The following is a 12,700-nucleotide window of genomic DNA, read 5'->3' on the forward strand; positions in this document are numbered from 1 at the left end:
TCAGCCTTAGCTTCATTTAGTTTTTTCTTTTCTTGTCAATTTTCTCTTTGCTTTCTTTGTCTTTAATAGCTTCGTTCAAATCGACTGTTCTGAAACTTCTTTCAAAACCTTATTTCTTTCCAAAAGAAAATTAGTTAAATGCTTTTCCAAAAATAAAATGTCAAAAAGTTCTCCGAAAATTCCAAACGGAGTTTCATATTGCAATGTATCTTTCATGGTTGTAATACCATTTTCTTCTTCAAAAAAATGTTCATGTCTGAAACTTTTGAATTTTCCTTCTTCCATTTCATCTACAAAATAATCGTAGAAATTCATTACAGGGATTCGGCTTTTGTGCGTGAGATAAAAACCAAAATGTTTACCGCGCCAAGTTACCGTTTCATTTAAATTGATTAATCCAGATGTAACGCCCGCAATAGCTTTTTCATTTGTTTTACTTGCAGATTGCATGTGAACACTTATATTTCTTGAAGCATCAAAAACGATTTGTTTTGATGCTTTTATTTTTGTTGTGAGGTTTATTGTTGTCATATTTCGTTTTCACTTCTTTCTTTAATCACTTTTAAAATATTGTTCTGAATGTCTTTCATAATCCACTTCCCCCAAATTCCCGCGTATGAATTGAAAGTGGTTTTCATAGAAAAATTACTGTAAAGAATTAATTTGTACTGGTGATTATTTATTTTTTCTAATTCGTAGGTGCCATCCAGCATGTCAAAATATTCACCGCCAATCAAAATGTGTTCGTCTAACGTAGTCGAAGGAATTTCATAAGTATTTGCTTTTATTTTAAATCGCATTAACTTTAAATCTTTGTATTCTGTTACGGTTTCATTAAAAATAAGTCCTTTTTCAAAAATAGCTTTTCGGTAACCTCCAACTTCTTGTTTGTCCAATTCAGCTTTTATTGGTTTCGGAAAACCCAGCCATTTTGTTAAAGTAGAGGAATCTTCTTTGGCTTTTATTTCTTTAACAGAAGTTACATTATCCCATATTTTTTTGTCATTACTATTGATAATAATCGAGGTATAAGTTTCAAAAACTTCTGGATTTAATGGTATACTGTTTTCAATTGGACCAATTATAAAAGGAAGTAAAACAAGTACAGAAAGATTAAGTCTTTCATTTTTTTGTGATTTTTTAAGTTTGAAATAACCGGCAATCAATCCTCCGATAGAACCAAAAATAATAAACAGAGGCAAAATCATGATCCAGCAAGCCCAGCCTTCTAAACCAATTAAAATAGTCAAACCAATTACCAGAATTATAGGAACCCAAGGAGCAAATATTCTGTAAAGAACAGATTTAACTTTTTCTAAATTTGAAAAGTAAATTGTTAAAGCGCCTATCGCAACAGGAACCAGCAAGAAAAAAGTCCAGGTCATTACAGATAAAAAATTATCAAAAATAGAAGCACCAAATATAACTCGGAGCAGCAAGGCAAATAAAATTGGGATTATAATTATTTTTAAATATTTCATTGGTTTAGTTTTGTTTAGTTAATTTTTTAAAAAATATTTAGTCGGTTTCTTCAGTATGAAAGGATATTAAAGTTCTTCTTGACTTCTTCTATAATTAGACTTAAAAAATACTCCTGCGATGACCGCTCCAATTGAATAGGATACGGCAATATCAAACGAAAGACCTCCACTAATGATAAAAGTTGTTGTCCAGATACCAATCAGAACAAAAAGAATAAAAAACATTTTTGCGTAAATAATATTTATGTTTTGGTCTTCTGTAAGAACAAAGATTAAGCAAATAAGCACGTAAGTAGGAATTGAAAACATAAGACCTAAAATTATCATAAGAGGATACCACTCTATAAATTCAAAAATATTATGGTCACTAGAATCGTAAATAGTGCTTTTTATAATAAAAATTGCCGGTCCTGATAATAATGTTAAAATCCAATGGCCTAATATAAAATTCCATTTCATAATTATAATAGATTTTTTAAGGCATCATCAATATTTCCAAACTTAAATTGAAAACCATTTTGCAAAAGCCTTTTCGGAATCACATTTCTGCTTTTCAAAACCAATTCGGTTTCGGTTCTAATAACGAAAGAGCCAATTTCAAGAAAAAATTTGTTCAGCGGAATTCCGAAAGGGAAACCAACTGCTTTTCTAAGTTTTTGAGTAAAATCTGCATTTCGAATTGGCTTTGGAGAAACAATATTTATGATTCCAGAAATTTCTTTCTGAATAATAAAATCGATCGCATTGGCAAAATCTTCTTGGTGAATCCAGCTGATGAATTGATTTCCTTTTCCTTGTTTTCCTCCAAAACCAACTTTTGCCAAAGTTTTTAACGGAATAAAAGCACCGCCATTTTTTCCTAAAACAATAGAAGTTCGCAAAGCTGTTCTTAAAGTATTGGGAGTTTCGGTTTTAAAGAATGCTTTTTCCCAAGATAACGCGACATTTATAGAAAAATCATTTCCAATTTCGCCGTCAATTTCATCCATTTGTTTGTCTAAAGAAAAACGATAGATTGTTGAAGTCGAAGAATTCAGCCAGTGTTTCGGCGGATTTTGACAGTTTAAAACAGCTTTGTTTAAAATCTTCGTACTTTCAATTCGAGATAATAAGATTTCTTTTTTATTCTTTTCGGTATAACGGCAGTCCACAGATTTTCCTGCAAGGTTAATTAACACGGTCGCATTTTCTAATTCATTTTCCCAGCCGGAAAAAGTTCTGGCATTCCAGTTTACATATTTAATTCCGTCAGCAGTTTTTGATGTTCCTCTGGTCAGAATTACAATTTCGTCAAATTTATTTTTGAAGTGATCGACTAAAACTTGTCCTAAAAAACCAGTTCCGGCTGCGATTATGAGTTTTTTCATTGTGTATAGTTTTTTTTGCCAATAGTTGCACGAATTTCTACTATTTTTTTTAGAAATGCTTTTGCTGAATTTTAATTTATGAAATTCGCGGTAAACTTTAATTTAAAATTAAAAGTAAAGCAAGAATTCGATAAAGAATCCAGGTGTAAGATAAGTAAAATGGAAGTTTCAGAATTTTAATTCTTCTAAAGTGCTCGGCGAACATAATGAAAACGGTACCTCCAAACCAGCCTAAAATCAATGTTTCAGGAATGTTTACAAATTGATTCAATATTAAAATCGGTAATAAAATCAAAGATCCCATCAAAGAAACCGTCATTAAATTTCCGGCGTAATTCACAATTGTTTTTTTGTCAAACTTCAAAAGAAATAAACTTTGAAAAACGATTTGTCCGAATGCTAAAACGGCTTCTCTCAAAATACTTGATTTTGGTAAATTCGGAATCAAATTAGAATATCCGAATAATACAAAAGTTGTAATCGTCAGTGCAAATCCAATAAAAAGAAATCTGTATTTGTAATTGAAATCTGGAATGCACTGAAGTTTATTTCCCTCTTTTGTATTTGCAGGAATGATCACTTTACGATTGTATGAAACAAAAGAATATAGTTTTTTCAAAATCAAATGAACGGGTTTAACCGCAGCAATTTTTTCAATCCATGGAAATGAAAATCCAATCACTTTAATTAAACTGTCAATTCCGTAAGTAACCGTTTTAGCGGCGGTATCAATTAGAGCAATTTCATTTGCAGCACGTTTTAGATCTACAAAATCTTCTTCTTCGGCAGATAATTGACAATATGATTTTCGTCCGTTTTCATCCAGCATACCGCTTTTTACAAAACCATTTGTATACAAACTGCAAAGCGGACAATCTTCATCATAAAGTAAGGTTTGGTTTGCGAGCGTTTTCATGATTTTGAGTATTAAGCTTTAAAAACCATTCGTTCTTCCTGCTGTGCTTCTTTTGCTTTTCTCTTTCCTCTAAAAAAGAAATACAAATTGAAGAATAACATCACTCCAAGATAAATAGAAAAACCTCCAATTTTATAACTTAGATTTTCTACTAATTCCTGATAACTGTCGCGGAACAACTGCATTTCTAAGATCATAAGTGCAAATCCGATATTTAAAAGATAAAAACCAGTTTCAAAAAGTTTGTTGGTTGCCTGCGCAATATCTTCTCGACCTTTAAAAATGTCGAGCATAAATATTTTTCCGTTTTTAAAAAGGGTTTTAGAAACATAATAAGTCAGGAATAATGCAACTGGTAAATAAATACTGTAACCGATTAAGATTTTTGTAGTTTCCATAATATTTAAATTTTGATGTTAATTGATTAGTTTTTGAATGTATTTGGTAAGTATAAAAATGTTTAGATAATGCAGTGCCGAAATAATAAAAATGATAACAGCACTTTTGATCCCGATAACTTCAATAAGCTGTGTTGACGATTGAATCTTTTGCCAGGAAATTATTGTCATGGCGCAATAACCAATATTTAAAAGGTAATAAGCCATTAATAAAACCTGATTTGTTTTTTGGCAGATATCTTTATGATTCGGAATTAGTTCTGCGACATAAATATTACCGTTTTTGTAGCAGATTCTCCCAACTTTAACGATGATAAAAGTCGTAATAGCGAGGTAAATAAAATATCCAACAATGTTAAAGTTGATATTCATGACGCAGCGTTTTTTTATTTTCTACTTTTATTTTAGATCCTTTGGCGAAGAGAACAGATACTGGTACTGCATTTTGCAAAACAGCAAAGTCATTTCCGTAATTTTGTCCAAAATCTACTTTAAGCATGAAGTCTTTTACTGCTGCTTGCTGCCATCTTGGATGTTTTACTTCATACTCAAAAGTGGTATTTTCATTATATTTTGTATAACCAAAATAATGTTCTGTGATAAATTCGGCTTCAGAATCTATTTCTATTTCTTTGAATTCCTTTTGAGTTTCCAGTCTAATTGTATTCCATTTTCCGTTTACCTTCCACTGATAATTAAAGATTTTAGTATTTTCAGTTTCAGTATTTGCATGACGCATTTTGCGAGTTTCATAATGTTCGTTGTACAAACTGTTTGCTATAAAAGTGATGGCTTTTTTGGGTACAATTTCTTTGATAAAAACTACACCGCGTTTCCATTCGCCGTTTTCAAAACGTTTTACGTAAAATCTAAGATTGATCTCTTCAAAATCTACATGAAAAGGAATTTTAATTCCGAGAACTTTGGTTTCTTTAAATAGGAAACCAACTAAACTTACATAACATTTACCTTTCCAGATATCCAGCTCTGTTCCCACAGGAAGATATTTTTCTAAAACCTGAGGATTAATCTCATAGTTTATTAATGCTAAGTTTTTCCATTGTGCGTTTAAGAAACTCATTGTGTTTTTTCGTATTTAATTAATATTCTAAAGAAATAAACTGCAGTTAGATTCGGAATTATGGTTACAAAAAGAACTTGTAAAAAGTCATTCCACATGATGAAACTAAAGAACCAAAACAAAATGATCATATTCGTAATCGTAATTAAACAATAGTTTTTCAGTTCTTTTTTAATTAGACTGTTTTTTGGTTTAGAAAAGATCGTTGTGCTTAATATTATTGCTGAAATTAACTGTGTGACTGTTAAAATTGCCTGCCCCGCAAATCTGAAATAACAAGTTAAATAGAGTAAAAAACAGATTGTAAAAGCATAAATGTTAATTCGTTTTAGCGTTATCATATTTTTCGGGTTGCTCTTTTTTGTAGATTATTAAAGAAAGATAAATAGCCAGTATTAATGGGACTGGGAATAATATATAAGTTAAAAAGTCTTTGTAATCAATAAGATTATTAACATACCAAAGGCCAAAGAATATTACAACTCCTGACATATAGATTTGTAAATCCTTATTTTTCGGATTGTCTACGAGCATTTTAACTCCTAATGAAAATTGAATAAATCCAGTTGCCATAGTAGACAAAGCTGCAAATACTAAAGCGCCTTCAAAAATTGGATAAATTATAGCAATTGCAAATGGAAGGGCAATGGCAAATGTGTTGATGTTTTTTATAATTTTCATGATTAGCGTTTTATATAAATTAAAAAAGAAAGATAAAATGAAAGCAGAAAAGGAGCAGGGACTAATGTAAACGTTAAAAAATTATCATAACCGACAATGTGATTGCGTAACCAAAGGATAAAGAATAAAGCAACACCTGCGAAGTAGAGATAAAGACTCATGTCCTGCGAATTATTTAAAATCATTATTACTGCTAAACTTAATTGAATAAACCCGGTAACTGCAATTGACAAGAGAGCAGATAATAAAGCCGCTTCTTTAAAAAATGGATACGTCATGGCAATTATCAAAGGAATTGCGATGGCAAATGTGTTAATATATTTAAGATATTTGGTTTTCATAGGTTATTGATTATTTTAAACTTTCAGAAAAAAATGAAAGTTTTTGTTAAATTTTTTTAGTTTTGGTGTTTATTTCATGATTTTTAAAACCAGCTTTCCAAGCCAGTTCTCATTAAATTCTGTTATTTTGTCTAACATGTTATCAGCTTTCAAAACAAAATCATACAATTTAGAGGTCTGTTCAACAAAGTGTTTTTCTTCTGCTGAATCTTTAACCGCAATCGACGAGACTTCTTTTAAAATTTTGAGTGCAGGTTTGATTTCTCTTTTGCTTCTTTCTCTCGAAATTTTTACGGCCAGTTCGTCTAGATCTTTTTCGGCAGTAAAAAATTCTTTTCTTTCTCCTGCTTTATATTCTTTATAGACAATTCCCCAATCCATTAGAGCTCTTAAATTCATGCTTGCGTTTCCGCGAGAAATTTGCAGCTCATCCATAATATCTTCCATAGAAACTGCTTCGTTTGAGACCATCAATAAAGCATGGATTTGTGCCATTGTTTTATTAATTCCCCATTGAGATCCTAATGCTCCCCAGGTTTGTACGAACTTATTTTTTGCTTCTTTGAATTCCATGTAGCAAATGTATATAAAAGTTTTTAAACTTTCAAAAATAATTGAAAGTTTATTTGAAAAGAATTCTTTTTGTGAGAAATTATTTAGTGTCTTGTTTTTCTTTTCTTATACCAATGAATCTTTGTTTTGTAACATTTAATTGTATGTGTTTGATTGACAGTTGTAATTTCGATGAAGAAAATTAAAAGAAGCCCCGCTGAATTTACTTTTCACAATTGTACAATTGAAAAAAAATATTTAACAATTTAAAAAAATAAGTCATGAGTGTAAAAGTTACAAACAAAGACATCGTTCTTCTTGGCCACGGAAGCTATCCTGGCGGAGCGACAAATACAAAACTTCCTGATAATATTGATCTTTATCTTTTGCCACCGGTTGGATATTCCTTAACGACTGATGTGGCTGCAGCGTTGATTCATCAAGAGGAAATTAAAAACCTCGTACTGCATCATGATAAAAGTACTACTGGTAATATTGAACCTGCCGTGGCAGTATATAAAGGTGGTGAACTTGCTCCAAATTTTACATTATATAATTTGGATAGTCTTTCTGAATGGGGGAAAAAAACTATTGGAGATAAAAAAAATGTTGTCACTGTTGACAATGATACTCTATTATCTGAATTAATTACATCTAATGCAAAAATCAAAGATGCTTTAAAAATCTTAGGACCTGGTGAAAAATTAAAATTATACTGGTCGGCATGTGCTAATCAGGTAAGTGGATATTGGGCAAGTTTGACATAGATCAGTATGTCAACTTTCTAATATTATTATTTGTACAAATAGAACCAAAAATCATGAGCTGATACTGCAGATTTAGAACATGATAAAACCTAGAGCAGTTTAGAGTGTAATTCAAATCAACAATGTAGATGAGATCTTTATCTTAAACAAAAACCATAAATACATTTTGATTGATTTTAGAATTTACAATAGACAAATCAAAGTAAAATAGAAATGCTTTTCATTTTTATTAAAATCAAAGAATGTTCGTGTTCATAAAATAATGCGAGGTGTAACCTGAAAAACCTTACGAGTAAGGACAAACAAATCAAAAACATCAAATTATGTCTACTAAAACCTTAACACAAGAACTTGTAAGAACTTCTTTAACTGATGCTTCTGCAACGATTTTTACTATGAATTTTGACTTTACTAGTGCAGGTCAAAAAGATATTTTAACCTATTTACAAAAAAACAATTATCAATTATTTGGATATAAAGGAGCTTCCGGACCAAATCAAATTTCTTCGGGATTGCCTACTTGGTTTGCTGTACCCTATATAGAAATCTTTGGGAATATGGAAATTGACTATGAGCCGCTTTATAAAGTATATGTGTTTAATAAAGCAGTAATTGGGGCTAATACTACTATTAAAATGGAAATTTTGTCTATAGAACTGCCTTTAGGATCTGCCGTTCAATTTAATCCAAATGGTACTTTTACTGTAATAGGAGATGCAAAGCCAGGAACAATTTCCATATTTAATAATCGTCCTGCAGGAACAACTAATGTAACTGTAGGTTTGGCCGCTAAAGTGTATGGATCTTATGCTCCATTCTGTGCATTTACCAGTACTCCACAAGGTACAGTAAGTATGGAGCCAAATGAAAAAGTTGTATTGTTTGCTGCTCAGACAAATCTTGTATCAGGATCTGTTGTAGGTAATGCTACTTCTCCTGGTTGTACATTTATGTTTAATGCTTCAAGTATTGACTATGAATTAGAAATGATACCAAGTACGTATGGTATTACAAGTGCTCCTGGTGGTTTACCAGTAACACAAATTTCTTCTGGAGCTTCTTTAGCCCAATTATTAAACTAAACAATAAAAACCGCTTTGATAGATTAATATCAAAGCGGTTTTTCTATAAACTAAAAATGAGTATTAAATTAAATATTAAAATAGATACTAAAGGAAGACAGTTTCTTCAAGATAATGACGAGAATATTATTCTCGTTTTTCCATCTGATGAAGAATCTGAATTTTCGATTGTCTGCATCTCTTTTTTTCCGTTTGGAGACTCTAATCAAGTTGAATTTTTTAATGACTATTATTTATATGGAACATCTCAGGATATTGTTTCTTTTGATATTATTAAATTGAATGAACAAGCAGCAGTAAATTATGGGGATATTTATAGGTTCGATGGAGTAAGTTTTACGTATGGGAGTCAAGCATATTCTAATGATGTTTGCGGAATTTCAAACAAATCTCCAAATAACCAGAATTTAACATCTGGTATAGCACAAAAAATAAATGTTGCGAACATTGAAGATCCTTCTCCAATTTTTATAGGATCAGTTCCCCAAAATCAGATTACTTACTTTGATTCAACTAGTGTTATTCGGATTTTTGTTGCTAAAGGTATTTTTTCTAATATGATAATTCCAAACGATATACTAACTCCTGTTGTAATCGGAGGTATGAAAAAAATTAGTAAAAATACAAAGCCGCGCTTAACTGTAGGTGATTATTTAGAAATTGATTTGCAGGAAACAACTACTGTAGTGTTTGATATTACAATTAATGCTTTTAGAAAATAATCTTTATTTAAAACTAAAAAAATGGATTCAAAAAATAATAATGAGGATATTTTGTATGCAATGCAGCAAAGAAATTTAGTGTATAATTATAATTTTCTAAATTACAGTAACCAAATTCCCGATGCTAATAATATTGACTACAAACATCCTGACGGCTGGGTTTATGAGGACATAGGAGTTAATGCTAAAATTGGTTTTGACCCACAATCAAATTCCTGCATGATTATAAAGAGTAACGGAAATGATGTAATGACTTTTAAGCAAAATATAAATGAATTTCCGAGATGGACAGATTTGATTTGTGGTAAAAAAGTTAGTGCCTGCGCTCTTATAGCAAATGTTGGAACTGTAGATTGTCAAATTATCTTCTCAATTTATGATGGAATGAATACAAGCAGTGATTCTGTTTTTTTTAAATCTAAAGAAGAAAAAGAAATAAATATATTTCTTGATGTTTCTCCTAATGCAAGTACATTAGTGATTAGCATTCAATCAAATTCAATTAATGCTGTATTATATATAAAAAAGGTATTTGCAAATTTAGGCAGCGTGGCTTTAGAAAACTTACCCTGTATAGTTGAAGGTAATATCGGAGAAAGAAAGCAATATATGTCTACGAATGTTCCACCAGCTACGGAGTTATCATTATGTGACGCCAGCGTAGAACTGTCCGTTTCTTATACTAGGTTAAACTCTTTTTTGAATGGTAAATTTGGTAAAGGAGCTAAAGGTTATTCATTACTTCCCGATATGAGAGGTTATTTTAGCCGTGCCTGGGATAATAAAGCAAATATAGACACAGATGCGAATAAAAGAACGGCTCTTGGGCAAGGTCAAATTTCTGGTGATAATGTTGGAACGGTAGAACTTGATCAATTTAAAGAACATGATCATGAACTGCAATTTGATCTTAGCGGGCAAATTCCGGCAGGCCCTTCGGCACCATTACTCAGTGTAAATAAAATGGTTACCTCTAATACTGTAAAAAATGGCGGAACTGAAACAAGAAGTAAAAATATTTCAGAATTATATACCATGAAATGGGCTTAAAATTTAATAATAATCAATCGTTAAAAGCCTTACATAAAATAAAGAAACAGAAAATCCGAAGTAATAACTTCGGATTTTTTATGTTTTTCAGAATTATAAAATTTTGTTAATTCAAGAGCTGAAATTTCATATTACGTAGTGGAAAGATATTTTTGTAAAAATCACATTTATGGAATTATACTACACCTTTTCAATACTAATAGTATTGGCATCTTTCTTCGCCTATTTAAATTTAAGATTTTTGAAACTTCCGGGAACTATCGGAATTATGATTATTGCCATGCTGGTTTCAGTAGGAATTCGGCTTTTAGGAGATTCTTATTTTCCAGCTACCACAAAACATTTTTTTGATTTGATCAAAGAATTTGATTTCAACGAAATCCTGATGGGAGCAATGTTGAATTTTCTTCTGTTTGCCGGCGCCCTGCACGTAAATATGTCGGATCTTAAAGAGCAGAAAGTTTCGATTATGATTTATTCTACAGTTAGTGTAGTATTATCAGCCTTAATTATTTCTGTTCTGCTTTTTTATATTGCACCCCTTTTCAGAATTAATATTCCGTATCTATTTTGCTTGGTTTTTGGAACCTTAATTTCTCCAACAGATCCAATTGTAGTTTTGGGAGTTTTAAAACAAGCTAAAGTTCCGAAAAGAATAGAAACCAAAATTGTTGGCGAATCATTATTTAATGATGGAGTAGCGGTAGTAATGTTTGCCGTTGTTTTAAAAATGGCAACAGATCCAGCGTTTGATATGAGTTTTGGCTCGATTGCCTGGCTGTTTGCAAAAGAAGGAATTGGCGGACTTTTGTTAGGAGCTGTTTTAGGGTTTTCAGCATCAAACGTTATGAAGAAAATTGACGATTACAAAGTTTCTGTTCTAATTACACTTTCTATTGTAATGGGAGGATTTTTGATTGCTCAAAGTTTACACGTTTCTAGTCCGCTCGCGATGGTTGTTGCCGGATTAATTATTGGGAATTATGGTAAAAAAGTAGCGATGAGCGAAATAACAAAAGATTATTTAGGGAAGTTTTGGGAACTAATAGACGAGATTCTAAATGCTGTCTTGTTCTTGTTTATTGGCTTCGAATTATTATTGCTTCCAGATTTGAACAAACAACTGTTTACAGGTTTTATAGCTATTTTTATAGTATTGTTTGCCAGAATTTTTTCAATAGTTTTACCGTGGAAATTCTTCGATATCTTTAAGTTTTTTGGAATAAAATCTGCTTATAACAAAGGGTCTCTGATGGTTTTAGTTTGGGGCGGAATCCGAGGAGGAGTTTCTATTGCGCTGGTGCTTTCTATGCCTGAAGGAGAATATAAAAACCTGCTGCTTGAAGTTACTTATATTGTCGTTTTGTTTTCAATTGTAGTTCAGGGATTAACCGTTGGGAAATTGGCTAAAAGAGTTTTGGAGAAAGAGTAAAAGAGAATAGAGAATAGAATTAAGAAAAAAGAGTAAAGATTTTATTTTAAACTTTTTAATAAAAAACCTGCAAGATATTCTTGCAGGTTTTCTTTATCGTTTATCTTCTTTAGAATAATTAGATTCTCCATTAATATTTTTTTTGAATGATTTTTCTTATATATACATTATAATTCAATATGTAACTAAATTATAGTTACATATTGAATATTTAATGATAAATTTGTATGAGTAAGATTGATAAACTTATTGAAAAGCTAAAGTCAAAACCAAAAGATTTTTCTTGGGATGAAATGCTGAAAGTTTTAAACTACTTTGGCTATAAACAGATTTCACAAGGAAAGACAGGCGGTTCGAGAAGAAAATTTGTAAATAAAAATAAAGAGATTATAAGTTTACACGAACCACATCCACAAAAAGTTTTGAAAGGATATCAGCTTGATATTATTATTGAACATTTGGAATTGTAAGATGAAAAACTATTTAGAATATAACGGATATATTGGTACATTGGAATTTTCTGCAGATGATAAAATATTCTTTGGAAAAATTCAAGGTATAAATGATTTAGTAACCTTTGAAGGTTCTTCAGTTACAGAATTAGAAGAATCCTTTAAGGAAGCTGTTGATGATTATTTAGAGACATGCAAATTATTGAATAGAGTACCAGATAAAATTTATAAAGGATCTTTTAATGTGAGAGTGCCTCAGGATTTACATCAAAAAATAGCTCTTTTAGCCTCTAGGAAAGGATTAAACTTAAATGAAATTGTAAAGGAAGCGTTGTCTTATGTTGTCAAACATGAAGAAATTTTAAATTAAAACCAGAA

The 12,700-nt window shown here is 30.9% G+C and carries 18 protein-coding genes; 7 read left to right on the plus strand and 11 right to left on the minus strand.

Annotated elements, in window-relative coordinates; all coding sequences use genetic code 11:
- Positions 1 to 75: 75 nt before the first annotated feature.
- The 11 genes from B0A68_RS06975 to B0A68_RS07030 all read right to left on the minus strand — a co-directional run bounded on the left by B0A68_RS06975 (position 76) and on the right by B0A68_RS07030 (position 6,838).
- Entirely contained in the window at positions 76 to 531 is a 456-nt protein-coding gene (locus B0A68_RS06975; protein ID WP_035682611.1) for an SRPBCC family protein, read from the minus strand.
- Positions 528 to 1,481 (minus strand): APC family permease, encoded by a 954-nt coding sequence (locus B0A68_RS06980; protein WP_035682609.1) that lies wholly within the window; start codon positions 1,479 to 1,481, stop codon positions 528 to 530. Before B0A68_RS06980 ends, B0A68_RS06975 begins: the two co-directional genes overlap by 4 nt.
- A gap of 66 nt (positions 1,482 to 1,547) precedes the next feature.
- A complete protein-coding gene (locus B0A68_RS06985; protein ID WP_035682606.1) occupies positions 1,548 to 1,940 on the minus strand; it encodes a hypothetical protein in 393 nt (130 codons plus the stop codon).
- Between the two features lie 2 nt (positions 1,941 to 1,942).
- Positions 1,943 to 2,848 (minus strand): TIGR01777 family oxidoreductase, encoded by a 906-nt coding sequence (locus B0A68_RS06990; protein WP_035682603.1) that lies wholly within the window; start codon positions 2,846 to 2,848, stop codon positions 1,943 to 1,945.
- Positions 2,849 to 2,945: 97 nt separating this feature from the next.
- Entirely contained in the window at positions 2,946 to 3,764 is an 819-nt protein-coding gene (locus B0A68_RS06995) for a thiol-disulfide oxidoreductase DCC family protein (protein ID WP_035682601.1), read from the minus strand.
- Positions 3,765 to 3,775: 11 nt separating this feature from the next.
- Positions 3,776 to 4,162 carry a hypothetical protein gene (locus B0A68_RS07000; protein WP_035682599.1) on the minus strand — a complete coding sequence of 129 codons (387 nt, stop codon included), beginning with the start codon at positions 4,160 to 4,162 and terminating at the stop codon, positions 3,776 to 3,778.
- A gap of 18 nt (positions 4,163 to 4,180) precedes the next feature.
- The gene (locus B0A68_RS07005; RefSeq protein WP_316930973.1) at positions 4,181 to 4,534 is read right to left on the minus strand and encodes a hypothetical protein; all 354 of its coding nucleotides are present in this window, start codon (positions 4,532 to 4,534) and stop codon (positions 4,181 to 4,183) included.
- Positions 4,518 to 5,243: a YqjF family protein gene (locus B0A68_RS07010; protein WP_035682596.1), complete on the minus strand. Its 726-nt coding sequence runs from the start codon at positions 5,241 to 5,243 to the stop codon at positions 4,518 to 4,520. Before B0A68_RS07010 ends, B0A68_RS07005 begins: the two co-directional genes overlap by 17 nt.
- A 318-nt stretch (positions 5,244 to 5,561) precedes the next feature.
- Complete coding sequence (locus B0A68_RS07020) at positions 5,562 to 5,924, minus strand: hypothetical protein (RefSeq protein WP_035682591.1); 363 nt, start codon at positions 5,922 to 5,924, stop codon at positions 5,562 to 5,564.
- 2 nt (positions 5,925 to 5,926) lie between these two features.
- Positions 5,927 to 6,265: a hypothetical protein gene (locus B0A68_RS07025; RefSeq protein WP_035682589.1), complete on the minus strand. Its 339-nt coding sequence runs from the start codon at positions 6,263 to 6,265 to the stop codon at positions 5,927 to 5,929.
- A 69-nt stretch (positions 6,266 to 6,334) separates the two neighbouring features.
- Positions 6,335 to 6,838 (minus strand): GbsR/MarR family transcriptional regulator, encoded by a 504-nt coding sequence (locus B0A68_RS07030; RefSeq protein WP_035682587.1) that lies wholly within the window; start codon positions 6,836 to 6,838, stop codon positions 6,335 to 6,337.
- Between the two features lie 260 nt (positions 6,839 to 7,098).
- On the opposite strand from B0A68_RS07030, the gene B0A68_RS07035 reads away from it, so the two are divergent.
- The 7 genes from B0A68_RS07035 to B0A68_RS07065 all read left to right on the plus strand — a co-directional run bounded on the left by B0A68_RS07035 (position 7,099) and on the right by B0A68_RS07065 (position 12,692).
- On the plus strand, positions 7,099 to 7,584 hold the full coding sequence (locus B0A68_RS07035) for a putative adhesin (RefSeq protein ID WP_035682584.1): 486 nt from the start codon (positions 7,099 to 7,101) through the stop codon (positions 7,582 to 7,584).
- A 323-nt stretch (positions 7,585 to 7,907) separates the two neighbouring features.
- Positions 7,908 to 8,666, plus strand: coding sequence for a hypothetical protein (locus B0A68_RS07040; protein WP_051892477.1), 759 nt, complete (start codon positions 7,908 to 7,910; stop codon positions 8,664 to 8,666).
- 56 nt (positions 8,667 to 8,722) lie between these two features.
- A complete protein-coding gene (locus B0A68_RS07045) occupies positions 8,723 to 9,388 on the plus strand; it encodes a hypothetical protein (protein WP_035682582.1) in 666 nt (221 codons plus the stop codon).
- A gap of 21 nt (positions 9,389 to 9,409) precedes the next feature.
- The gene (locus B0A68_RS07050; protein WP_035682580.1) at positions 9,410 to 10,438 is read left to right on the plus strand and encodes a hypothetical protein; all 1,029 of its coding nucleotides are present in this window, start codon (positions 9,410 to 9,412) and stop codon (positions 10,436 to 10,438) included.
- A gap of 169 nt (positions 10,439 to 10,607) precedes the next feature.
- Positions 10,608 to 11,870 (plus strand): cation:proton antiporter, encoded by a 1,263-nt coding sequence (locus B0A68_RS07055; protein WP_035682578.1) that lies wholly within the window; start codon positions 10,608 to 10,610, stop codon positions 11,868 to 11,870.
- Positions 11,871 to 12,097: 227 nt separating this feature from the next.
- The gene (locus B0A68_RS07060) at positions 12,098 to 12,340 is read left to right on the plus strand and encodes a type II toxin-antitoxin system HicA family toxin (protein ID WP_035682577.1); all 243 of its coding nucleotides are present in this window, start codon (positions 12,098 to 12,100) and stop codon (positions 12,338 to 12,340) included.
- 1 nt (position 12,341) lies between these two features.
- Complete coding sequence (locus B0A68_RS07065; RefSeq protein ID WP_035682573.1) at positions 12,342 to 12,692, plus strand: type II toxin-antitoxin system HicB family antitoxin; 351 nt, start codon at positions 12,342 to 12,344, stop codon at positions 12,690 to 12,692.
- Positions 12,693 to 12,700: the final 8 nt, after the last annotated feature.

The organism is Flavobacterium reichenbachii, from assembly GCF_002217435.1.
Lineage (GTDB): Bacteria > Bacteroidota > Bacteroidia > Flavobacteriales > Flavobacteriaceae > Flavobacterium > Flavobacterium reichenbachii.

Bases quoted from the DNA above. Each gene is read 5' to 3' on its own strand.
- B0A68_RS06975 (WP_035682611.1), bottom strand. From the start codon at position 531: ATGACAACAATAAACCTCACAACAAAAATAAAAGCATCAAAACAAATC.
- B0A68_RS06980 (WP_035682609.1), bottom strand. From the start codon at position 1,481: ATGAAATATTTAAAAATAATTATAATCCCAATTTTATTTGCCTTGCTG.
- B0A68_RS06985 (WP_035682606.1), bottom strand. From the start codon at position 1,940: ATGAAATGGAATTTTATATTAGGCCATTGGATTTTAACATTATTATCA.
- B0A68_RS06990 (WP_035682603.1), bottom strand. From the start codon at position 2,848: ATGAAAAAACTCATAATCGCAGCCGGAACTGGTTTTTTAGGACAAGTT.
- B0A68_RS06995 (WP_035682601.1), bottom strand. From the start codon at position 3,764: ATGAAAACGCTCGCAAACCAAACCTTACTTTATGATGAAGATTGTCCG.
- B0A68_RS07000 (WP_035682599.1), bottom strand. From the start codon at position 4,162: ATGGAAACTACAAAAATCTTAATCGGTTACAGTATTTATTTACCAGTT.
- B0A68_RS07005 (WP_316930973.1), bottom strand. From the start codon at position 4,534: ATGAATATCAACTTTAACATTGTTGGATATTTTATTTACCTCGCTATT.
- B0A68_RS07010 (WP_035682596.1), bottom strand. From the start codon at position 5,243: ATGAGTTTCTTAAACGCACAATGGAAAAACTTAGCATTAATAAACTAT.
- B0A68_RS07020 (WP_035682591.1), bottom strand. From the start codon at position 5,924: ATGAAAATTATAAAAAACATCAACACATTTGCCATTGCCCTTCCATTT.
- B0A68_RS07025 (WP_035682589.1), bottom strand. From the start codon at position 6,265: ATGAAAACCAAATATCTTAAATATATTAACACATTTGCCATCGCAATT.
- B0A68_RS07030 (WP_035682587.1), bottom strand. From the start codon at position 6,838: ATGGAATTCAAAGAAGCAAAAAATAAGTTCGTACAAACCTGGGGAGCA.
- B0A68_RS07035 (WP_035682584.1), top strand. From the start codon at position 7,099: ATGAGTGTAAAAGTTACAAACAAAGACATCGTTCTTCTTGGCCACGGA.
- B0A68_RS07040 (WP_051892477.1), top strand. From the start codon at position 7,908: ATGTCTACTAAAACCTTAACACAAGAACTTGTAAGAACTTCTTTAACT.
- B0A68_RS07045 (WP_035682582.1), top strand. From the start codon at position 8,723: ATGAGTATTAAATTAAATATTAAAATAGATACTAAAGGAAGACAGTTT.
- B0A68_RS07050 (WP_035682580.1), top strand. From the start codon at position 9,410: ATGGATTCAAAAAATAATAATGAGGATATTTTGTATGCAATGCAGCAA.
- B0A68_RS07055 (WP_035682578.1), top strand. From the start codon at position 10,608: ATGGAATTATACTACACCTTTTCAATACTAATAGTATTGGCATCTTTC.
- B0A68_RS07060 (WP_035682577.1), top strand. From the start codon at position 12,098: ATGAGTAAGATTGATAAACTTATTGAAAAGCTAAAGTCAAAACCAAAA.
- B0A68_RS07065 (WP_035682573.1), top strand. From the start codon at position 12,342: ATGAAAAACTATTTAGAATATAACGGATATATTGGTACATTGGAATTT.